Source organism: Streptomyces sp. NPDC047453 (genome assembly GCF_040643155.1).
GTDB lineage: Bacteria > Actinomycetota > Actinomycetes > Streptomycetales > Streptomycetaceae > Streptomyces.
On record NZ_JBEYTS010000022.1, the window covers coordinates 1 to 22726 of the forward strand.

General features: G+C 71.7%; 15 protein-coding genes and 1 pseudogene. 13 read left to right on the forward strand and 3 right to left on the reverse strand.

Annotation, left to right across the window (positions count from 1 at the left end; genetic code table 11):
* From ABZ818_RS20440 to ABZ818_RS20470, 7 genes and pseudogenes are all read left to right on the forward strand, one after another.
* Positions 1-597, forward strand: a pseudogene (locus tag ABZ818_RS20440) (transposase); the annotation flags it as partial.
* Positions 598-605: 8 nt separating this feature from the next.
* Positions 606-935 (forward strand): hypothetical protein, encoded by a 330-nt coding sequence (locus ABZ818_RS20445; protein ID WP_361416242.1) that lies wholly within the window; start codon positions 606-608, stop codon positions 933-935.
* A gap of 212 nt (positions 936-1147) precedes the next feature.
* The gene (locus tag ABZ818_RS20450; RefSeq protein WP_361416244.1) at positions 1148-3385 is read left to right on the forward strand and encodes an MMPL family transporter; all 2238 of its coding nucleotides are present in this window, start codon (positions 1148-1150) and stop codon (positions 3383-3385) included.
* On the forward strand, positions 3363-3929 hold the full coding sequence (locus ABZ818_RS20455) for a GNAT family protein (RefSeq protein WP_361416246.1): 567 nt from the start codon (positions 3363-3365) through the stop codon (positions 3927-3929). Before ABZ818_RS20450 ends, ABZ818_RS20455 begins: the two co-directional genes overlap by 23 nt.
* Before the next feature lie 237 nt (positions 3930-4166).
* On the forward strand, positions 4167-4352 hold the full coding sequence (locus ABZ818_RS20460; protein WP_361416248.1) for a hypothetical protein: 186 nt from the start codon (positions 4167-4169) through the stop codon (positions 4350-4352).
* A 125-nt stretch (positions 4353-4477) separates the two neighbouring features.
* On the forward strand, positions 4478-7531 hold the full coding sequence (locus ABZ818_RS20465) for an AAA family ATPase (RefSeq protein ID WP_361416250.1): 3054 nt from the start codon (positions 4478-4480) through the stop codon (positions 7529-7531).
* Positions 7532-7559: 28 nt separating this feature from the next.
* Positions 7560-7754 carry a DUF6191 domain-containing protein gene (locus ABZ818_RS20470; RefSeq protein ID WP_361416252.1) on the forward strand — a complete coding sequence of 65 codons (195 nt, stop codon included), beginning with the start codon at positions 7560-7562 and terminating at the stop codon, positions 7752-7754.
* A gap of 10 nt (positions 7755-7764) precedes the next feature.
* Here ABZ818_RS20470 and ABZ818_RS20475 read toward each other — a convergent pair whose 3' ends face one another.
* Together ABZ818_RS20475 and ABZ818_RS20480 are read right to left on the reverse strand one after the other, a co-directional pair.
* Positions 7765-8922: a PQQ-dependent sugar dehydrogenase gene (locus ABZ818_RS20475; protein WP_361416254.1), complete on the reverse strand. Its 1158-nt coding sequence runs from the start codon at positions 8920-8922 to the stop codon at positions 7765-7767.
* 831 nt (positions 8923-9753) lie between these two features.
* Entirely contained in the window at positions 9754-10752 is a 999-nt protein-coding gene (locus tag ABZ818_RS20480) for an aldo/keto reductase (protein ID WP_361416256.1), read from the reverse strand.
* 78 nt (positions 10753-10830) lie between these two features.
* Here ABZ818_RS20480 and ABZ818_RS20485 point away from each other — a divergent pair, with 78 nt between their 5' ends.
* From ABZ818_RS20485 to serA, 6 genes are all read left to right on the forward strand, one after another.
* On the forward strand, positions 10831-11781 hold the full coding sequence (locus ABZ818_RS20485; RefSeq protein WP_361416258.1) for a 2-hydroxyacid dehydrogenase: 951 nt from the start codon (positions 10831-10833) through the stop codon (positions 11779-11781).
* Between the two features lie 399 nt (positions 11782-12180).
* Positions 12181-15279 carry an EAL domain-containing protein gene (locus ABZ818_RS20490; RefSeq protein ID WP_361416411.1) on the forward strand — a complete coding sequence of 1033 codons (3099 nt, stop codon included), beginning with the start codon at positions 12181-12183 and terminating at the stop codon, positions 15277-15279.
* A gap of 242 nt (positions 15280-15521) precedes the next feature.
* Positions 15522-17369 carry an acetolactate synthase large subunit gene (locus ABZ818_RS20495; RefSeq protein WP_361416260.1) on the forward strand — a complete coding sequence of 616 codons (1848 nt, stop codon included), beginning with the start codon at positions 15522-15524 and terminating at the stop codon, positions 17367-17369.
* 20 nt (positions 17370-17389) lie between these two features.
* On the forward strand, positions 17390-17914 hold the full coding sequence (gene ilvN / locus ABZ818_RS20500; RefSeq protein WP_361416262.1) for an acetolactate synthase small subunit: 525 nt from the start codon (positions 17390-17392) through the stop codon (positions 17912-17914).
* Positions 17915-18032: 118 nt separating this feature from the next.
* Positions 18033-19031, forward strand: a complete 999-nt coding sequence (gene ilvC / locus ABZ818_RS20505) for a ketol-acid reductoisomerase (RefSeq protein ID WP_361416264.1) — start codon at positions 18033-18035, stop codon at positions 19029-19031.
* Positions 19032-19347: 316 nt separating this feature from the next.
* Positions 19348-20937: a phosphoglycerate dehydrogenase gene (gene serA / locus ABZ818_RS20510; RefSeq protein ID WP_361416266.1), complete on the forward strand. Its 1590-nt coding sequence runs from the start codon at positions 19348-19350 to the stop codon at positions 20935-20937.
* Between the two features lie 151 nt (positions 20938-21088).
* Here the strand turns inward: serA and ABZ818_RS20515 are convergent, their stop codons facing one another.
* Positions 21089-22657 carry an MFS transporter gene (locus tag ABZ818_RS20515; RefSeq protein WP_361416268.1) on the reverse strand — a complete coding sequence of 523 codons (1569 nt, stop codon included), beginning with the start codon at positions 22655-22657 and terminating at the stop codon, positions 21089-21091.
* Positions 22658-22726: the final 69 nt, after the last annotated feature.

A 22726-nucleotide genomic window follows, 5' to 3' on the forward strand; every position in this document is an offset into this window, starting at 1 on the left:
ATGCACCCCCGTCTGCAGGCCCGCGGCCCCTGGCTCGACCACTGCGGAGAACTCCCCCTGATCCACGGCACGTTGATCCGGCTGAAGGTCGACCACCTGCCCGGCGACCGCGACCCGAAACCAGTCTGGCTGTGGTCCTCACGCACCGGCATGACAGGCGAGGACGTCAACCTGCGCTGGCAGGCGTTCCTCCGCAGGTTCGATCTTGAACATACCTTCCGGCTGTTCAAGCAGACCCTGGGCTGGACCGTCCCCAAGGTCCGCGACCCCGCGACCGCCGACCTGTGGACCTGGCTGATCATCGCCGCCCACACCCAACTCCGCCTCGCCCGCCCCCTTGCCGAGGACCTCCGCCGCCCCTGGGAACGGCCCGCCGAGCCCCGTCGGCTCACCCCCGCCCGGGTCCGCCGGGGGTTCCGCCACCTCCGCGCGAAGACCGCCCGCCCCGCCGGCGTGCCCAAACCCACCCGGCCCGGTCCCGGACGCCCACCCGGCTCGAAAAACCGCAGGCCAGCACCGCGGCACGAACCCGGGAAGACCGTGAAACGAGCCGAAACCCTCACCGAACACGTCCGCCTGAAACAGCAGCGGGGATAAAAATCAAGATGAGTGGACGCGCCGATTCCGAAACGCACCCCGAGATGTCCGGGGCCGACGACGTCGAGGCGGCCGGGACGGAGGACCCCGCGGAGGTCGCACGCCGCGCCCGGTGGACGGCGGCCGGGGCCGGAATCCTGCTGACGCTCGCCGGACTCGCCGCCTCGCTGCTGCGGCTGTCCCGCTCGGCCTCCGCGCTCGTCCCGGCCGCCTACGCCGCCGGCGCCGCCGTCTGCGCCGTGGCGGCCTTCATCGGCTCCCGGGGACGCACCCGGCGGGCCCTGTGGCTGCTGATCGCCGGGGTGATGGTGATGGCGCTCGGCGACCAGCCCGACTGATCGCGCGGTGGACATCCGGCGGGGCGACAGACTTCTTCTGATTGCCCTGTGAATTGGGTCGCACTGATGTGAATCAGCCCACGAACCGGCTAAACGATCAGATTCGCCTGCAAGAGTGTCTTCAGATTGCTCATGCGTTCTTTGCGGGCTGTTCCGATCACGGACGACTGTTCCCGGTCAAAGATCCACAAATCCCCCCTGGGAGCACGTTCGTGGCAGCCCTAGCGCGCTGGTGTGTCCGGCACCGCCTCGTCGTCGTACTGCTCTGGCTCCTTGCCTTCGGCGGGGTCACCGCTGCCGCCTCGGTCACCGGTTCGGCCTACTCCAACGACTACGAGGTCCCCGGCACCGACTCGGCACGCGCCACCCAGCTGCTCAAGGAGGGCTTCCCGGGACTCGGCGGCGACAGCGACACCGTCGTCTGGCACACCACGTCCGACACGGTGCGCGCCCCGGACGTCGAGCAGACGATGACCCGCACCCTGGACAAGATCGCCGCCCTGCCCCAGGTGGCGTCCGTGACCAGCCCCTACAAGGACCCGGACGCCCAGGGCTCCGACCAGATCAGCCCCGACGGGCACACCGCGTACGCCACGGTCACCTTCACCCGCCCCTCCCAGGACATCACCAAGCCCCAGGCCGCGGCCGTGGTCGAAGCGGCCAAGGCGGCCGAGACCGGCGGGCTCCAGGTGGAACTCGGCGGCAGCGCGATCAGCCTCACCGCGGCCTCCGGCGACCACACCGCCGAGATCGTCGGCGTGCTCGTCGCCGCCGGGGTGCTGCTCGTCGCCTTCGGCTCGCTCGCCGCCGCCGCGCTGCCCATCGCCACCGCGCTCCTGAGCGTGGGCACCGCGCACGCCGCCATCGGACTCCTCGGCCACGCCATGACGGTCGCCGACTTCGCGCCCATGCTGGGCATGCTGATCGGACTCGGCGTCGGCATCGACTACGCGCTGTTCATCGTCACCCGGCACCGGCGCGGACTGAAACGCGGACTCAGCCCCACCGAGGCCGTCACGAGCGCCGTCGCCACCACCGGACGCGCCGTCGCCTTCGCGGGTGCCACCGTGTGCATCGCCCTGCTCGGCATGCTCATCCTGCGGCTGGGCTTCCTCAACGGCGTGGCGGTCGCCGCCTCGCTGACCGTCGTCCTCACCGTCGCCGCCTCGGTGACCCTGCTGCCCGCGCTGCTGTCCTTCATCGGCCCGCGCGCGCTGAGCCGCCGCGAACGGCGCCGCCTGGCCGAGCACGGGCCCGAGCCCGAGGTGCCCACCGGGTTCGCCGCCCGCTGGTCGGCCTTCGTCGAACGCCACCCGAAGGTGCTCGGCCTCGTCGCCCTCGCCGTCGTCACCGTGCTGGCCCTGCCCACGCTCTCGCTCCGCCTCGGCACCTCCGACCAGGGCAACGACCCCAGTACGGCGACCACCCGGAAGGCGTACGACCTCGTCGCCGAGGGCTTCGGGCCGGGCGTCAACGGACCGCTCACCCTGGTGACCCGGGTGGACGGGGCCGAGGGCAGGCTCGCCCTGGACAACCTCGGTACCACCCTGCGCGCCACCGAGGGCGTCGTCGCGGTGACCCCGGTGACCTACAACTCCGGCGGCACCACGGCCTACCTGAACGTGGTCCCCGACTCCGCGCCGCAGTCCCAGCGCACCAGCGACCTCGTCCACCGGCTGCGCACCGACGTGCTGCCGCGCGCCCAGACCGGCACCACGCTGGACGTGCACGTCGGCGGGGTGACCGCCGGATACGACGACTTCGCCGGCGTGATCATCGGCAGACTGCCGCTGTTCGTCGGCGTGGTGGTCGGCCTCGGCTGCGTGCTGCTGCTGCTCGCCTTCCGGTCCCTCGGCATCCCCCTGAAGGCCGCTGCGATGAACATCGCCGCCGTCGCCGCCGCGTTCGGCGTCGTCGTCACGATCTTCCAGTGGGGCTGGGGCAGCGAGTTCCTCGGCCTCGGCCGGGAGGGACCGATCGAGCCCTTCCTGCCCGTGATCATGGTCTCGGTGCTCTTCGGGCTCTCCATGGACTACCAGGTCTTCCTGGTCAGCCGGATGTACGAGGAGTGGCTGGAGACGGGTGACAACCGGCGCGCCGTCCGCGTCGGGCTCGCCGAGACCAGCCGGGTGATCAACTCCGCCGCGGTCATCATGATCTCGGTCTTCCTCGCCTTCGTCCTCAGCGGCGACCGGGTGATCGCCATGTTCGGCATCGCGCTCGCCTCCGCCGTCGCCCTCGACGCCTTCGTGCTGCGCACGCTGCTCGTGCCCGCCCTGATGCACATGCTCGGCCGTGCCAACTGGTGGCTGCCGCGCCGGCTCGACCGTGTGCTGCCCCGGATCAGCATCGAGCCGCCCGAGTGCCGCGCTGCGCATGAGCGGCTCACGGACGTCGTGGACGCTCTGGCGAAGGAGACGCAGCAGGATGTACGCGATACCTCTGGGTGACGAGGGAGCCGAACTGCGGCCCCTGGAGCCGTGGCACGCCGAGGAGTTCCTCGCGCACCTGGAGCGGGGCCGGGAGTTCGTCACGCGGCACATCCCGTTCGGCGCGAACGCCACGGACGTGGACTCCGCGCGGGCCGTCCTCCAGTCGTACGCCGACAAGTACGCCGCCGACAGCGGCTTCCTGCACGGGCTGTGGCTGAAGGGCAAGCTGGTCGGCGGACTGCTGTTCCGCGTCTTCGACACGGCCACCGGCACCTGCGAGATCGGCTGCTGGCTGGAGCCGGCCGGCACCGGGCGCGGACTCGTCACACGCGGGGCGCGGGTGCTCATCGACTGGGCGTTCGACGAGCGGGGCATGCACCGCGTGGAGTGGCGCGCCTCCTCCGCCAACGAGGCGAGCATCCACGTGGCGCGACGGCTGGGGCTGACCCGCGAGGGCGTCCTGCGCGAGAGCTTCCCCTACCGGGGCGTGCGCCAGGACATGGAGGTGTGGGCGGTGCTCGCTCCCGAGTGGCGTGAGGTACGGGCGCGCGGCGGTCGTTGAGACGGCCGGGCGGGATCGCCGCCGTCTCCGTATGGGGCGAGGTCCCCGGGCGAGCACTGGCCGCCTTACCCGCGTCCCCCGGTGCCTTACGACCGCCCCGCGGCCCCGCACCACGCGCCTAAGGCACCCCGCACGGGGAAGATGCGGAACTCTCCCGATGTGGCCGCACCCCCTGGGAGACGACAGTGGAGGCATCGCGGAAAGCGACGCCGAACCACCGCTCACCGGGGAGAGACCATGTTCCACTACGAACTGCACCAGCTTCGCTCCGCCGAACTCGGCCGCCGTGCCGAGCAGGACCGCCTGGTCCGCGAGGCCCTGCGCGCCCGCCGTGCCGCCCGCCGCTCGGCCGGCGGGCGAACCGCCGAGGCGGAGCCGCATACCCACGGCCCCCACCGGCGGCGGTTCACCCGCGCGGCGTGAACACGGGCCGGCGCGACCCCGGCGGCCAGGACGGCCCCGGCTCCACGGGGGTGGGCCGGGGCCTCCCGCATGTCCGTCCGTCTGCCGTGGGCAAAACAAGTGCCGCCCGGTCGGACCCTCGTGCGATGCTCGGGCATGTGGAGACCAGGTCCGTCAGTCCGGTGTTCGTCGGCCGCGCCGACGAGTTGAGCACTCTGCACGACGCGCTCGCCCGCGCGGCCCGGGGAGAGCCGCAGGCCCTGCTGCTCGGCGGTGAGGCGGGCGTCGGCAAGACCCGCCTGGTCGAGGAGTTCACCGCCGCCGCCGTTCGCGCCGGCGCCGTCGTCGCGCTCGGCGGCTGCGTGGAGATCGGCGCCGACGGACTGCCGTTCGCCCCCTTCTCCGCCGCCTTGCGAGCCCTGCGCCGCGAACTGCCCGGCGAACTCGCCGCCGCGGCCGCCGGACAGGAGGAGGAACTCGCCCGGCTGCTGCCCGAACTCGGCGAGCCGGCCCCCTCGCGAGGCACCGGCCGGCACGACGAGGAGGGCATGGCCCGCCTCTTCGAACTCACCGCCCGCCTGCTGGAGCGCGTCGCCGCCGACCACACCGTCGTCGTCGCCCTGGAGGACCTGCACTGGGCCGACGCCTCCACCCGGCACCTGCTCGCCTACCTCCTGCGCACCCTGCGCACCGGCCGCCTCGTCGTCCTGGCCACCTACCGCTCCGACGACATCCACCGCCGCCACCCGCTACGGCCGCTGCTCGCCGAACTCGACCGGCTGCGCACGGTCCGCCGCCTCGAACTCGCCCGCTTCACCCGGCAGGAGGCGGGCCGCCAGATCGCCGGCATCCTCGCCGCCGAACCGGACCCGGTCCAGGTCGACGAGATCTTCGAACGCTCCGACGGCAACGCCTTCTTCGTCGAGGAACTCGCCGTCGCCGCCCACGAGGGCTGCCGCACCAGCCTCAGCGACTCCCTGCGCGATCTGCTGCTCGTGCGGGTCGAGAAGTTGCCCGAGCCCGCCCAGCGGATCGCCAGGATCGCCGCCGAGGGCGGGTCCACCGTCGAGCACCGGCTGCTCGCGGCCGTGGCCCGGCTCACCGAGGACGACCTCATCGAGGCGCTGCGGGGCGCCGTGAACGCCAACATCCTCATCGCCGCCCCCACCGGCGACGGCTACCGCTTCCGGCACTCCCTGGTGCGTGAGGCCGTCAGCGACGACCTGCTGCCCGGCGAGCGCTCCCGCCTCAACCGCCGCTACGCAGAGGCCCTGGAGGCCGACCCGACCCTCGTCCCCGCCGACCAGCGCGTCATGCGGCTGGCCAGCTACTGGTACCACGCCCACGATCCGGCCAAGGCCCTGCCCGCCGTCCTGGACGCCTCCGTCGTGGCCCGCGCCCGGCACGCCTACAGCGAGCAACTGCGGCTGCTGGAACGGGCGATGGAGCTGTGGGACGCCGCGCCGGAAGAGGTGCGGGCCCAGCTGCGGCCCGTCGACTACACCGAGATCTACCCGCCCTGCGGCTGCGATCCGGCGACCACCCCGCTGACCTTCCTCGACCTGATGGCCGAGGCCGCCGTCGCGGGCCGCTTCTGCGGGGAGCGGGACCGCGCCTTGAAGATCACCAAGCGGGCGCTGCGCCTCCTGGAGGACGACAACGACCCCCTCCGGGCGGCCTGGTTCTGGATCCAGCGCTCCAAGCTGGTCCAGGCGAAGGCCCACGGCGACGGCTGGCGGGAACTGAGCACCGCGCAGGAACTGGTGCGCGGGCTGCCGCCGTCCGAGGTGCACGCTGAGGTGCTGGCGAACGTCGCTCAGTGGTCCATGGTGCACATGCCGGGCCCCGACTCCCTCTTGGCCGCCGAACGGGCCGTGGAGTACGCGCGCATGGTCGACGCCTGCGAAATCGAGATGACCGCGCGGCTCACCCTGGGCGGCCTCATGGTCCAGGCCGGCGACGTCGAGGCGGGCCTCGCCGAGATGTACGAGGTCAACAAGCGCACGGTCGGCGACGGCATCGCCGCCGTCGCCGGCCGCTCCTTCGTCAACCTGCCCTCCGAGCTGGAGTCCGTCGGCCGCTCCCGCGAGGCCGTGCCGCTCATGGAGCAGGGGATCGCCTTCACCCAGCGCTTCGGCCTGCTGGAGAGCGAGGCCTGGGTGTGGGGCAACCTCGCCGAATCGCTGTTCAACCTGGGGCGTTGGGAAGAAGCCGCCGACGCGGCCTCCCGGTCCCGGCGCGTCGGCCAGAGCGCCAAACCACGCGGCTTCCACGCCCGCGTCCGCGCCGAACTCGCCCTCGAGCGAGGCGACCTGACCGAAGCCTCCGGCCAACTGGCCGACGCTCTCGAAAACTTCGGCACCCACGACAACGCGCCCCAGCACGCCCTGCCGCTCGCCCGCATCGCCATCGCGGTCGCCGCGGGCGAGGGCCGCCTGCTGGACGCCCGCGCCGAACTCGAACGCGTCCTGGACGACGGCTTCCCACCCGGCACGCAGCGCTACGGCTGGCCGCTGCTGCTCACCGCCGCCACGGTGGAGACCCACGCGGCCGGGCTGCCCGCCGCCGGCCCCGGATGCGCCGAGACCTTGCGGCGCATCCGGCACGCCACCAAGTCGCTGGCCACCAACGTGCCCGTCTGGCAGGCGTACGAACGCTGGGTGCGCGCCGAACTGCAGCGCGCCGAGGGCCGTAGCTGCCCGGAGGAGTGGGCCGGGATCGTCGCCGCCTTCGAGACGCTGGAGCGCCCCTACGACCTCGCCCGCGTCCGCTGCCGCCTGGCCGAGGCCCTGCTCGGCACCGACGAGGACCAGCGGGACCGGGCCACCGAGCTGCTGCGCCTGGCGCACGCCGTCGCCGAGCACCTGCGTGCCCGCCCGCTCGCCGACTCCGTCGCCCTGCTGGCCCGCCGCGCCCGCCTCGCCCTGACCGCCGCCCCGCAGCAACCCTCCGCTTCCGCCGACCCGGTCGAGTCCCTGGGCCTGACCAGCCGGGAACGCGATGTCCTGCGGCTGGTCTCGGCCGGCCGCACCAACCGCCAGATAGCCGAGGAACTCTTCATCTCGCCGAAGACGGCCAGCGTCCATGTCTCGAACATCCTGGCCAAAATGGGTGTCTCGGGTCGCGGAGAGGCGGCGGCACTGGCCCACCGGCTGGGCCTGTTCCCACCGGGGACCGAAGACCGACTGGTAGCGGGATGACCGGAAGACGCCGACCGGGAGGGAAGCCGTGTTCAACGTGTTCGAGGAACTGTTCGCGCCCGGCCGCAAGCACACCCGGGACGAGCAGAACCGGCTGGAACTGACCCGGGAGGACGTCGGGGACAACGATCCCGGGCGCGGGCCGATCGATCTCGCCTCCGGGAAGGTCGTCGTACGGCCGCCCGAGCTTCCCGCGGAGGAAGCCGGAACCGGGCGGGGGTGAGCGCCGGGGGCTACTTCACCTCCAGTTCCAGGATCCGGTCGTCGCCCTTCTTCGGAGTGCCACGGCCGTCGGTGTTGCTGGTGATCAGCCAGAGCTTGTCGCCGCCCGCCGAGACCACCGTGCGCAGGCGGCCGTAGGTGCCGGTGAGGAACGCCTCGGGGGCCGCCGAGAGCTTGGTGCCGCTCAAAGGGATCCGCCACAGGCGCTGACCCCGCAGGCCCGCCATCCAGATGGAGCCCTCGGCGTAGGCGATGCCGCTGGGGGAGGCCACGTCCGTGTGCCACTGGGTGATCGGGTTCTGGAACTTCGGGTCGTTCGTCCTGCCCTCCGCGTCCGGCCAGCCGTAGTTGCCGCCCGGCTTGATCGCGTTCAGCTCGTCCCAGGTGTTCTGGCCGAACTCGGAGGCGAACAGACGCTGCTTGTCGTCCCAGGCCAGGCCCTGCACATTGCGGTGGCCGTACGAGTACACGGGGGAGTCGGGGTACGGGTTGCCCGGGGCGGGCAGGCCGTCCGGGGTCAGCCGCAGGATCTTGCCGCCCAGGGACTTCCTGTCCTGGGCCAGGCCTCGGTCACCGGTCTCGCCCGTACCCGCGTACAGCATCCTGTCGGGGCCGAAGGCGATCCGGCCACCGTTGTGGATGACTCCCTTGGGGATGCCCTTGAAGATCGTATCGGGTGCGCCCAGTTGCATACCGGCGGGCTTCTTGTCGTCGTACAGCATCCGGACGATGCGGTTGTCCGAGGCCGAGGTGAAGTAGGCGTAGATCATGTGGGCGGAGGCGTAGTCGGGGGACAGCGCTATGCCCAGCAGGCCGCCCTCGCCCTCCGGGGAGACTCCCGACACCCTGCCCAGTTCGGTCTTCTGCCCGGTCTTCTCGTCGACCCGCGTGATCGTCGCCTTGTCACGGGAGGAGACGAGGAGACCACCGCCGGGGATCGGGGCCAGTCCCCAGGGGCTGTTCAGGCCCTCCGCGACCGTGCGCACGACCTTCACCGCACCCTTGGCCGGCGGCGCGGTCTCCGTGGGTGCCTGCCCGGAGGGCGAGGCCACCGCCGCCGTACGGCCGGGCGCCATGCCGTCCCCACCGGCCGACGCGCCCCCGGAGGAGCAGCCGGCCGTCAGCAGCAGGGCGGCGGCCAGCACGCCCGTCACAGCTCGACGTTGCACGATCTTCGTCCCTTCGACGCGGCGGGTTCTATCTGTCTTACACCGCCCGCACCTCCAAGGTTCCCGATCACCCGAATCCCACGCCGACCCCGAATCCGCCGCCGCGAAACCGCCCCCCGCTCTGGCCGGCGAGGGGAAGGAGATGCGGCTGCGGGCCGCCGCCCGCGCCACGGCACCGCGCCGAGCCGCGAGGTGGGGCCCCACTGGTCGCCGTCCCTCCACGAACCACCGCGCACGCCCCACGCGAGAACGGGTTCCGGACACCTGACGTCCCGCCCTGACAGCGGCTGCCGCGCTAGGACGCGGTCGGCGACGTGGGGCGTGCCGCGCACACGCGGGGCGCGTGTTGGTGTCGGGCGTGGTGGCGGGTGCGGGCCGGGGTTTCGAGGCCGGTGGCGCTGGGTGTGCGGTGCCGCAGAGGTGGGGGCGCGCGTGGGTGCCCGGCGTGGCGACGGGCGTGGGCCAGGCCTCGGGGCCGGGCGTCCGGGCCAGGCCTCCGGCCAAGGCCCCCTGAGCCGGGGTTCTGGGCCAGGCCTCCGGAGCGAGCTTCCGCGCCGGGCGTCCGGGTTGGGCCTTTGGGTCAGGCATCCGGGCGTCCGGGTCAGGTCTCCAGGCCGGGCCTCCGGGCCGGGCCCTGGGGCAGGTTTCCGGGCTCTGGGAGACCGATGCCGCGGGTGTGCGGCGGCGCGTACGTGGGCTCGCTCCAGCGTGGGTCAGGCCTCCGGGGCGAGCTTCCGCGCCCGGCGTCCGGGTTGGGCCTTTGGGCCAGGCCTCCGGACTTCCGGGCCAGGCCTCCGGGCCAGGTCGGCCGCGTTCATGGCGTTGCGTGGCTCAGTCCCACGAGCCCTGGGCCGTGGGCAGGTGGCCCAGTTCCGCCAGGTCGTCGGCCGTCAGGCGCAACCCCGCCGCGTCCGCGTTCTCCGTCACCCAGTGCTCCTGCTTGGTGCCGGGTACCGGGATCACATGGCGGCCCTGGGCCAGTACCCAGGCCAGCGCCACCTGGGCGGGTGTGACGTTCTCGCCGTGCCGGGCGGCCGTCCGCCGCAGGCCGGCCACGATCGGCTGGTTCGCGGCCATCATCTCGGCGGTGAAACGGGGATGCCGGGCCCGCACGTCTTCCGGCTCGAACCCCTGGCCGGGGGTGAGGGTGCCGGTCAGGAAGCCGTTGCCCAGCGGCATCGCAGCCAGGAAGCCGACCCCGCGCTCCGCGCACCACGGCAGCAACGACTCCAGCGCCTCCGGCGACCACACCGACAGCTCCGCCTGCACCGCGCTGACCGGGAAGACCTGCTGCACCCGCTCCAGCTGGCGGATCGTTCCGTCGTGCAGTCGCGCACCGGACCGGCGCCGGCCGCGCGCGCCCACCGCGCACAGGCCGAGCGCCCGCACCTTCCCGGCCCGCACGAGTTCCGCCATCGCCCCCCAGGTCTCCTCGACCGGGACCTCGGGATCGGCGCGGTGCAACTGGTAGAGGTCGATCACGTCCGTCTGGAGACGCCTGAGCGAGGCGTCGCACGCCCGCCGCACATAGCCGGGACGCCCGTTGGCCACGATGTGCTGCTCGCCCACCAGCAGACCGACCTTCGTCGAGACGAAGGCGTCGGACCGCCGCTCCTTCAGCACCCGCCCCAGCAGCAGCTCGTTGGTGAACGGGCCGTACATGTCGGCCGTGTCCAGCAGCGTCGAGCCCAGGTCCAGCGCCCGGTGCACAGCCCTGAGCGACTCCGTCCCCCGCTGCCGCGACGCGCTGTACGCCCAGCTCATCGGCATGCACCCCAGCCCTACGGCCCCCACCGCGAGTGCCGCCGCGCCGATCGTCCTGCGCTCCACTTGGCCGTAACCCTCCCTCTCTCAGGGCCCACCAACCTAACCTCTGGCCGCGCGTGCCCCTGGCATAGCCTCCTGAGCATGACTGCTGACGTATGGCTGCCCATTCCGCCGGACGAGATCGCGGGGCTTCCGCAGGGGCCCACCTACCGTTTCTGGGACGGCGCCGAGGAGTTCCCCGCGGACCCCGCCGACTGCGCCTTCTACGTCGTGCCGTACATGAAGCCCGGTGGCGTCGGTCTGCGTCCGATGCCCCGGATGAGTTCCGTACGGGTCGTGCAGACGCTGTCCGCCGGCACCGACCACGTGGAGCCGGGCCTGCGGCACCTGCCGCCGGGCGTACGGCTGTGCAACGCGCGCGGGGTGCACGAGGCGAGTACCAGCGAGCTCGCCCTGACCCTCGTCCTGGCCTCGCTGCGCGGCATCCCCGACTTCGTCCGGGCCCAGGACCGGGGCGAGTGGGGCGGAGGCTTCCGTCCCGCCCTCGCCGACAAGAACGTCCTCATCGTCGGCTACGGCTCGATCGGGGCCGCCATCGAGGACCGGCTCGTGCCTTTCGAGGTCGCGCGGGTGGCGCGCGTGGCGCGCTCCGCGCGCACCACGGAGCGCGGCCCGGTGCATCCGCTCACCGATCTTCACTCCCTGCTCCCGCAGGCCGATGTCGTCGTCCTGTCCACGCCCTTGACGGAGGCCACGCGCGGGCTGGTGGACGCGGACTTCCTGGCGCGGATGAAGGACGGCGCGCTGCTGGTGAACGTCGCGCGCGGCGGCGTGGTCGACACCAAGGCACTGCTCGCCGAGCTGGACAGCGGCCGTCTGACCGCCGCCCTCGACGTCACCGACCCCGAGCCGCTGCCCCCGGGCCATCCCCTGTGGCACGCGCCGGGCGTGCTGATAAGCCCCCACGTCGGCGGCCCCACATCCGCCTTCATGCCGCGTGCCAAGCGGCTTCTGACGGATCAGTTGCGCCGTTTCGTGAACCAGGAGCCGCTCGCCAACGTGGTCCTCACGACGGGCACGGCAAGCGTCTAGTCCGCTTCGGGCACGGTCCGCGACTCTGCGAACGCGTTCCGTACCCGTATCTGCGCTGGTGGTCACGGAGCGTAGAGAAGCTATGTCCCTGAGTGACGAGACTGGTGTATCGTCCCGGCAGGGGCTGCGCCGCGCACCGTTCGGCGCCGGGGATGGACATTTCAAACTGCGAGGGGGGCGACGGGCGATGCACGGCCTATGGACGAACGATCCGACGCGGCGGGGCCGCCACCGGCGGTCCTGGCGCACGGCCGTGCGCAGACGCGGCCACCACAGCCATCACAGCCGGTACCACCACAGGCCCGGCGGTCGCCGGAGGCACGCCCATCCGGCGCACCGGAAGCCGGGGGACCCGGTCGCACGGACCGGGAGGCCCCGGTGAGCCCGCCACCGCCCGTCATGACCGCGTTCGACGGCGCCCTGCGGACGCCGTCCGCGCCGGGGGCGCTGCTGCCCCGGCAGCCGGCCGCCGACGGCCGTTCGAGACTGGCGCCGCAGCTCCTGCTGGCCCTGGTGTGCGCGGGGTACGCCATCGGTGCCGCGTGCGGCTGGGGTTCCAGCGAGGTCGCGCTGTTCATGGGCGACTTCGGGCTGAGCGCCGCGGCCGGCACCGCCGCCGTCTCGTGCGCGCTGTACGCCCGCGGCCGCCACGTCCGCTTTCGAACCGCCTGGCTGCTGTTCGCCCTCTCCTCGGCGATGGCGGCCCTGGGCAACTCGGTCTGGGGCTGGTACGAGGTCGTCCTCGGCTCGTCCGTGCCCAGTCCCAGTTACGCCGACCTGTTCTTCCTGTGCTTCGCGCCACCGGCGATCGTCGGCCTGCTCGTGCTCGCCAAGCGGCCGGTGAACAGGGCCGGGTGGGTGTGCCTGGCACTGGACTCGTGGCTGATCGGGGGCTCGCTGCTCACGTTGTCCTGGAGCCTCGCACTCGCCCAGGCGGCCAAGTTCGACGGGTCGAGCGTCGCGCACACCGCGCTCTCGCTGGCGTACCCGCTGCTGGACATCGCCCTGGTCTCCATGGTGCTCGTGCTGCACTTCCGGTGTTCCTCGATCAACCGCACCGCGGTGAACACGGCGATCGGCGCGCTCGCCCTGACCGTGCTGTGCGACGCCCTGTTCACCTCGCCGCTTCTGCACAACAACTACCGCTCGGGGCAACTGCTCGACGCCGGCTGGTTCGCCGGCTCCCTGCTCCTGGCGTATGCCCCGTGGGCGGCGCCCCGCCCGGGACAGCCGGCCGCCGAGCACTACGACACGGACCCGTACCAGACAGCGCCGTATCAGGCGGAGGGACACCAGTTGGACGGGCGTGAGCCGGACCCGCGCTCCGCCGACGGGCACGCGCGCGTGGCCGACGCCTACGGGCACATCCCCGAGGACCACGGCGACGTGCCGGCCGACCACGTGCCCGGGCGGCCGCCCGCCGTGCGCCCCGCGCACGGCGGGCCGCCCGCGCAGGGCACGGATCACGGCCGGTACCCGTCCGGCCGGCCCCTCGCGGGCTCCCTCGCCGCCCTCACTCCGTACCTCGCCGCGGCCGTGTGCACGCTGGGGGTCCTGTACAACGCGCTCAACGGCCACAGTGTCGACCGCGTGGTGCTGATCACCGCCGGCGCCGTCGTGCTGGTGCTCGTCGTGCGCCAGGGCATCGTGCTGCGCGACAACATCGCGCTCACCCAGGAACTGGCCCAGAAGGAGAACCACTTCCGCTCCCTGGTGCAGAGCTCCAGCGACGTCATCATGATCGCCGCGCCCAACGGGATCCTGCGGTACGTCTCCCCGGCCGCCGCCGGGGTGTACGGGCGGCCGGCGGAGGAACTGGTCGGTACGGAACTGGCCGGGCTCATCCACCCGGAGGACCTGGGCTGCGTGGTGCACGAGGTGCGCCGCTTCCTGGTCGCCAGCCCGCGCCGAGAGCCCACCGCGCGCATCGAGTGCCGCTTCCGCTCCGGCGACGGCGGCTGGCTCAACGTGGAGTCGACCATCAACCGCCACCACGGCGGCCTCATCTTCAACAGCAGGGACGTGACCGAGAGGGTGCGCCTCCAGGCGCAGCTCCAGCACAACGCCGAGCACGACCCGCTCACCGACCTGCCCAACCGGGCGCTGTTCACCAAGCGCGTCCAGCAGGCCCTGTCCGGCCGCCGCTCGACCGACCACGGCACCGCCGTGCTCTTCATCGACCTCGACGGCTTCAAGGCCGTCAACGACACGATCGGGCACCAGGCCGGGGACGAGCTGCTCGTCCAGGCCGCCCGCAGACTCCAGGAGGCGGTACGGCACGGGGACACCGCGTCCAGACTGGGCGGCGACGAGTTCGCGGCCCTGATCGTCGGGGACGGCACCCGCGATCGCACCGCCCGTGAACGGCACATCCTGGAACTCGCCGACCGCCTCAGGGTGACGCTGTCGCAGCCGTACCTCATCGACGGCAACGATGTCCGCGTGGCCGCCTCCATCGGCGTGGCCTTCGCCGAACAGGGCCTCGGCGCGGGGGAGTTGCTGCGCAACGCCGACCTCGCCATGTACCGTGCCAAGGCGGCCGGAAAGGGCCGGGTCGAGCTGTACAAGCCGCAGATGCAGCAGGACGTCGTCCGCAAGGCGGAGCTGGCCACCCGGCTCAGAAACGCCCTGCACGAGGGCGAGTTCACCCTGCTGCACCAGCCGGTGGTCCGTCTGGACGACGGCCGGATCACCTCGGTCGCCGCCCAGGCGCGCTGGCGGTCCTCGCAGGGCGTGCTCTTCACGCCCGCCGAGTTCCTGCGGGTGGCCGAGGACAGCGACAGGACGGCCGAACTGGGCCGCTGGCTGCTGGAGGAGGCCGTCGCGCAGGCAGCCGAGCGCGCCACGGCCGGCCCGAACGTGTCCGTGGTGGTCCGGATGGGCGCCCGCCGTCTGGTGGACCGCTCGCTGCCGCCCGGCTCCGTGGAGGCCATGCTGACCCGGCACGGGCTGCCGTCCGGTGCCCTGGAGATCGAGCTGTCCGACACCGACCCGCGGGTGCCGCTGGACGAGCTGGAGCGGCGCCTGGCCGCGCTGCGGCGGCTCGGTGTGCGCATCGCGCTGGACGGCTTCGGCAGCGGCCACGGGGCCGTCACGGCCCTCAGAAGGCTTCCTGTCGACGCGCTGAGGCTCGACCGCAGCCTGGTCGAGGGCGTCGTCGAGTCCGCCCGGCTGCACAAGATCACCAGCGGTCTGCTCCGGATCGCAGCCGACCTCGGGCTCCGGTCCGTGGCCGACGGCGTGGACCTGCCGGAGCAGGTCGTGGCCCTGCGCGCGATGGGCTGCACCCACGGGCAGGGCATGGCGTTCTCCGGCCCGCTGGACGAGTACCGGCTGCGCCGGGCGCTCACCTCCGGCCGCTACCCGGTGCCGCACGGTCCGGCCGAACCTGTGTTCGCCGGGGGGAGCGCCGGGGCCTACACCGCGCAGGTGCCTGTCGTCTTCGGAGGCGGGACGGTCCTCCGCTCACATGATGAGACTCCCGTCCCACCCACTTGACACCGGGTGCGTGCCGGAGGGAGGGTCATTTCCATGCGCACCCGAATTCTCGTACTTGGACAGCGCGTCGGCTGAGCTGGGACCCACCGGACGACGATCCGGAACCCAGCGACCACACCGGCGCGCTTCCCCTCGCTTGCCTTGCGGCACGAGGGGTTTTTTGTTGCACGAGCACCTGGCGTGCAGCGTCCGAACTCCGCCCAAACCTCGCAAAAACCCTCAGCATCGAGAAGAGAATGCCGATGACCGAGCAGGCCACCGGGGCCCCTCATCCGCAGCCGCGGCCCCGATCCGGAGGACACCCGTCCGCGCCCGAGCACGTCACGGGTGCGAAGTCCCTCATCCGCTCGCTTGAGGAGGTCGGGGTCGACACCGTATTCGGCATTCCCGGCGGCACGATCCTTCCCGCGTACGACCCGATGATGGACTCCAGCCGGGTGCGCCACGTGCTCGTCCGTCACGAGCAGGGTGCGGGCCACGCGGCCACCGGTTACGCACAGGCGACCGGCAAGGTCGGCGTCTGCATGGCCACTTCTGGCCCCGGTGCCACCAACCTGGTGACGCCGATCGCCGACGCGAACATGGACTCGGTGCCGCTGGTCGCGATCACCGGCCAGGTCGTCTCCAAGGCGATCGGCACGGACGCCTTCCAGGAGGCGGACATCGTCGGCATCACGATGCCGATCACCAAGCACAGCTTCCTGGTCACCAAAGCCGAGGACATCCCGAAGACGATCGCAGAGGCGTTCCACATCGCCTCGACCGGTCGCCCCGGTCCCGTCCTCGTCGACATTCCGAAGGACGTGCTGCAGACGCAGACGACCTTCTCCTGGCCGCCGGTCATGGACCTGCCCGGCTACCGCCCGGTCACCAAGCCGCACGCCAAGCAGATCCGCGAGGCGGCCAAGCTCATCACCTCCGCGCGACGGCCCGTGCTCTACGTCGGCGGCGGCGTCATCAAGGCCGGCGCCACGGCCGAGCTGAAGGTCCTCGCGGAACTCACCGGAGCGCCCGTCACCACCACCCTGATGGCGCTCGGCGCATTCCCCGACAGCCACCCGCTGCACGTGGGAATGCCGGGCATGCACGGTGCGGTCACCGCCGTCACCGCGCTGCAGAAGGCCGACCTGATCGTCGCCCTCGGAGCCCGCTTCGACGACCGCGTCACCGGCAAGCTGGACAGCTTCGCCCCGTACGCCAAGATCGTCCACGCCGACGTCGACCCGGCCGAGATCGGCAAGAACCGCGCCGCCGACGTGCCGATCGTCGGGGACGCCCGCGAGGTCCTGGCCGACCTGATCCAGGCCGTCCAGAAGGAGCACAGCGAGGGCCACCGCGGCGACTACACCGCCTGGTGGAACGACCTCGCCCGCTGGCGCGAGACCTACCCGCTCGGCTACGAGCAGCCCGCGGACGGCTCGCTCTCCCCGCAGCAGGTCATCGAGCGCATCGGGCAGCTCGCCCCCGAGGGCACGATCTTCGCCGCGGGCGTCGGCCAGCACCAGATGTGGGCCGCGCACTTCATCCAGTACGACAAGCCCGCCACCTGGCTGAACTCCGGCGGCGCCGGAACCATGGGCTACGCAGTCCCGGCCGCCATGGGCGCCAAGGCCGGACAGCCCGGCAGGACCGTCTGGGCGATCGACGGCGACGGCTGCTTCCAGATGACCAACCAGGAACTCACCACCTGCGCGCTGAACAACATCCCGATCAAGGTCGCCGTCATCAACAACGGCGCCCTCGGGATGGTCCGCCAGTGGCAGACCCTGTTCTACAACCAGCGGTACTCCAACACGGTGCTGCACTCCGGCCCCGACGACGTCAACCCGGAGGCCAGGGGCACCCGCGTCCCCGACTTCGTGAAGCTGTCGGAGGCCATGGGCTGCCACGCCATCCGCTGCGAGTCCCCGGAGGACCTCGACAAGGTCATCGAGGAGGCGAACTCCATCAACGACCGCCCGGTCGTCGTCGACTTCATCGTCCACGAGGACGCGATGGTCTGGCCGATGGTCGCCGCCGGCACCTCCAACGACGAGATCATGGCCGCCCGCGACGTCCGCCCCGACTTCGGCGACAACGAAGACGACTGACAGAGAGCTGAGTGAGAACCATGTCCAAGCACACCCTCTCGGTCCTCGTCGAGAACACGCCCGGCATCCTCGCCCGGATCGCCGCCCTGTTCTCCCGCCGCGGCTTCAACATCGACTCCCTCGCGGTCGGCGTCACCGAGCACCCCGACATCTCCCGCATCACCATCGTGGTCAGCGTCGAGGACTTCCCGCTGGAGCAGGTGACCAAGCAGCTCAACAAGCTGGTCAACGTGCTGAAGATCGTCGAGCTGGAGCCGTCGCATGCCGTGCAGCGCGAACTCGTCCTGGTGAAGGTGCGCGCCGACAACGAGACGCGCTCCCAGATCGTCGAGATCGTCCAGCTGTTCCGCGCCAAGACCGTCGACGTCTCCCCGGAGGCGGTGACCATCGAGGCCACCGGTTCCAGCGACAAGCTTTCGGCCATGCTCAGGATGCTGGAGCCGTTCGGCATCAAGGAGCTGGTCCAGTCCGGAACGATCGCGATCGGACGCGGTGCCCGCTCGATCACCGACCGGTCGCTGCGCGCCCTGGACCGTTCCGCATGATCCGGGTCCGGGCGGCCGGGTGACACCGGCCGCCCGGATACCGAGACTCCGAGACCTTCCGTCCCCCCACCGGCATACGGTGGGAAGCACAAACTGCACACCAAGGAGAGAACCCAAAGTGGCCGAGCTGTTCTACGACGCTGACGCCGACCTGTCCATCATCCAGGGCCGCAAGGTCGCGGTCATCGGCTACGGCAGCCAGGGCCACGCCCACGCCCTGTCGCTGCGCGACTCCGGTGTCGACGTCCGGGTCGGTCTGCACGAGGGCTCCAAGTCCAAGGCCAAGGCCGAGGAGCAGGGCCTGCGCGTGGTCACCCCGGCGGAGGCCACCGCGGAGGCCGACGTCATCATGATCCTGGTGCCGGACCCGATCCAGGCCCAGGTCTACGAGGAGTCCATCGCCCCGAACCTGAAGGACGGCGACGCGCTGTTCTTCGGCCACGGCCTCAACATCCGCTTCGGCTTCATCAAGCCCCCGGCCGGCGTGGACGTCTGCATGGTCGCCCCCAAGGGCCCGGGCCACCTGGTGCGCCGCCAGTACGAGGAAGGCCGCGGCGTTCCCTGCATCGTCGCCGTCGAGCAGGACGCCTCGGGCAACGGCTTCGCGCTGGCCCTGTCGTACGCCAAGGGCATCGGCGGCACCCGCGCCGGCGTCATCAAGACGACCTTCACCGAGGAGACCGAGACCGACCTGTTCGGTGAGCAGGCCGTCCTGTGCGGTGGCACCGCGGCGCTGGTGAAGGCCGGCTTCGAGACCCTGGTCGAGGCGGGCTACCAGCCGGAGATCGCCTACTTCGAGTGCCTGCACGAGCTGAAGCTGATCGTCGACCTCATGTACGAGGGCGGCCTGGAGAAGATGCGCTGGTCGATCTCCGAGACCGCCGAGTGGGGCGACTACGTCACCGGCCCGCGCATCATCACCGACGCCACCAAGGCCGAGATGAAGAAGGTCCTCGCCGAGATCCAGGACGGCTCCTTCGCGCGCACCTGGATGGACGAGTACCACGGCGGTCTGAAGAAGTACAACGAGTACAAGAAGCAGGACTCCGAGCACCTGCTGGAGACCACCGGCAAGGAGCTGCGCAAGCTGATGAGCTGGGTGAACGAGGAGGCGTGAGCCTCGTGCCGAAGGGGCCGGGGCGATACCGCTCCGGCCCCTTCGGCGCACCCGGGCGACGCCGCCGGTCCGTGGCCGGTTCGCGGTGTTGTCCCGCCCGTCCAGCCACGGACGGGTGATCCTTCCGCAGTGGCGCAATACGATGCATACGGCGCCACTACACTTCTGAACTACAACGCGTCAGGCCCACAGCGTCGTGCGTCTTCCACGCGGCTAGCCCCCTCCTCAGCCTGCGGCCGTCGGGACACGGCCGTCCGCATGCTCCCCCCTAGCTTTTCAAGGCATGGGAGGTGCCCCCAGATCTGTGAGGACTCACGTGAGCTCGAAACCCGTCGTACTCATTGCTGAAGAGCTGTCGCCCGCGACCGTCGACGCGCTCGGCCCGGACTTCGAGATCCGGCACTGCAACGGCGCCGACCGGGCCGAATTGCTCCCCGCTATCGCCGACGTGGACGCGATCCTGATCCGCTCGGCGACCAAGGTCGACGCCGAGGCCGTCGCCGCGGCGACCAAGCTCAAGGTTGTCGCACGAGCCGGCGTCGGCCTGGACAACGTCGACGTCTCCGCCGCCACCAAGGCCGGCGTGATGGTCGTGAACGCCCCGACCTCCAACATCGTGACCGCCGCCGAGCTGGCCTGCGGTCTGCTCCTCGCCACCGCCCGCAACATCCCGCAGGCCAACGCCGCGTTGAAGAACGGCGAGTGGAAGCGCAGCAAGTACACCGGCGTGGAACTCGCCGAGAAGACCCTCGGCGTCGTCGGCCTCGGCCGCATCGGCGCCCTGGTCGCCCAGCGCATGTCGGCCTTCGGCATGAAGGTCGTCGCCTACGACCCGTACGTGCAGCCCGCGCGGGCCGCGCAGATGGGCGTCAAGGTGCTGACGCTGGACGAGCTGCTCGAGGTCTCCGACTTCATCACCGTGCACCTGCCCAAGACGCCCGAGACCCTCGGCCTGATCGGCGAGGAGGCGCTGCACAAGGTCAAGCCGAGCGTGCGCATCGTCAACGCCGCGCGCGGCGGGATCGTCGACGAGGAGGCGCTGTACTCGGCCCTCAAGGAAGGCCGCGTGGCGGGCGCCGGTCTGGACGTGTACGCCAAGGAGCCGTGCACGGACTCGCCGCTGTTCGAGTTCGACCAGGTCGTGTCCACCCCGCACCTGGGCGCCTCCACCGACGAGGCCCAGGAGAAGGCCGGCATCGCCGTCGCCAAGTCCGTCCGCCTCGCCCTCGCCGGCGAGCTCGTCCCGGACGCGGTGAACGTCCAGGGCGGCGTCATCGCCCAGGACGTCAAGCCGGGCCTGCCGCTCGCCGAGCGCCTCGGCCGTATCTTCACCGCGCTCGCGGGCGAGGTCGCGGTCCGCCTCGACGTCGAGGTGTACGGCGAGATCACCCAGCACGACGTGAAGGTGCTGGAACTCTCCGCGCTCAAGGGCGTCTTCGAGGACGTCGTCGACGAGACGGTGTCCTACGTCAACGCGCCGCTGTTCGCCCAGGAGCGGGGTGTGGAGGTGCGCCTGACCACCAGCTCGGAGTCGGCCGACCACCGCAACGTCGTCACCGTGCGCGGCACGCTCGCGGACGGCGATGAGGTCTCCGTCTCCGGCACGCTGGCCGGCCCCAAGCACCTCCAGAAGATCGTCGCGGTCGGTGAGTACGACGTCGACCTCGCGCTCGCCGACCACATGGTCGTGCTGCGCTACGAGGACCGTCCCGGTGTCGTCGGCACCGTCGGCCGTGTCATCGGCGAGGCCGGCATCAACATCGCCGGTATGCAGGTCGCCCGCGCGGTCGCGGGCGGGGAGGCGCTGGCAGTGCTGACGGTCGACGACACGGTGCCCTCCGGGGTGCTTGCGGAGGTTGCGGAGGAGATCGGAGCCACGTCCGCCCGCTCGGTCAACCTGGTCTGAAGCCGCTGTTCGTTTCAGGCGACCCCCGGTTGAGGTCGCCGGCCCCGGGGGCGCTGCCCCCGGACCCCCGTTCGCCCTGAACGGGATCGTCCTCAAACGCCGGACGGGCTGCTCGAGCCCGTCCGGCGTTTTCCTGTGCTGTGGACGGCTCTCAGGCCGCAGCCTCCGCCACCTCGACTTCCGCGGCCGCCGCTGCCGCCTCCCTGACGTGGATGCGGCGCAGTGTCGTCGCCGCACCGGCCGCCGCGAGGAGCAGGACCGCCGCCCCGGTGAGCGCCGCGCCGTGCATCCCGCTGGTGAAGGCTTCCCGGGCGGCGGTGGCCAGGGCGTCTCCCGCGCGCCCCGGCACCTGCCGGGCGACGGCCAGCGCGCCACCCAGGGTCTCGTGCGCCGCCGCCGGGGCGGAGGACGGAACCCCATGGCGGTAGATCGCCGTGCCGATCGAGCCGAGGACCGCCATACCCAGGGCGCCGCCGAACTCCGCGCCGGTCTCCAGCAGCGAGGAAGCCGCGCCTGCCTTCTCCACCGGGGCCGCGCTCAGCGCCAGGTCGGTCATCTGGGACAGCACCGTCACGATGCCCGAGGCGAGGACCCCGGCCGCGACCAGCACCAGCCAGAGCGAGTCCGTGCCGGCCAGGGCCAGCAGGCCGTAGCCCACCGCGGCGATCGCGAAGCCCGCCGTCACGACGTAGGCCCGGTTCACGCCCTTCTGGACCAGCGCGGCGGCCGTCGGCGCGGCCATCCCGATCGGCACGGACGGCAGCAGCGCCCACAGGGCCGCCTCCATCGCGCTCTTGCCGAGCACCGACTGGAGGTACTGCGTGGTGAAGAACGCCGAGCCCAACATCGCGAAGGACGAGACGAGGTTGAGGACCACCGCGGGCGCGAAGCCCCGGCCGCGGAACAGGGCCGGCGAGATCATCGGCGAGGCCGCCGTGCGCTGGCGGCGGACGAAGAGGGCGGCGAAGAGCAGTCCGACGGCGACGGAGACGACGTACAGCAGATGCGCGCCCTCGGACGGGATCTTCTTCAGGCCGTAGATCACGGGGAGCACCGCCGCCATGGACAGCGGCACGCCCAGCAGGTCGAAGCGGCCCGGCTCGGAACTCTTCGACTCGGGGAGCAGGAACGGGCCGAGCGCCAGCAGCAGCACCATCGCGGGCAGGTTGACCAGGAACACCGAGCCCCACCAGAAGAACTGGACCAGCACGCCACTCAGCACGGATCCGAGCGCGATCCCGGCGGTCATCACACCGGACCAGATGCCGATGGCCTTCGCGCGCTGGGCGGGGTCGGTGAACATCGTGCGGACCAGCGCCATCGTGGACGGCATCAGGGTCGCCCCGCCGATGCCGAGGACCGCGCGGGCGGCGATCAGGGTTTCGGCGCTGCCCGCGTACGCCGCCACCAGCGAGGCGGCTCCGAAGGCGGCGGCGCCGATCAGCAGCAGTCTGCGGCGGCCGATGCGGTCGCCGAGCGAGCCCATCGTCATCAGCAGGCCGGCCAGGACGAAGGCGTAGATGTCGAAGATCCACAGCTGCTGGGTACCGCTCGGCTCCAGGTCCGCGCTGATCGCCGGGATGGCGAAGTACAGGACCGAGACGTCCATCGAGACCAGCAGCAGCGGCAGCATCAGCACGCCGAGAGCGGTCCATTCGCGGCGCCCGGCGCGCGGCGGGTTCGCGGACGGGGTCGTGGTGGTGCTCGTCGAGTTCGTCATGCTCAGTAATGTACGAGTGTCTTAAACGCTTGTCTAGGACATTTGTATAAGTCATGCGTCTAGGACGGC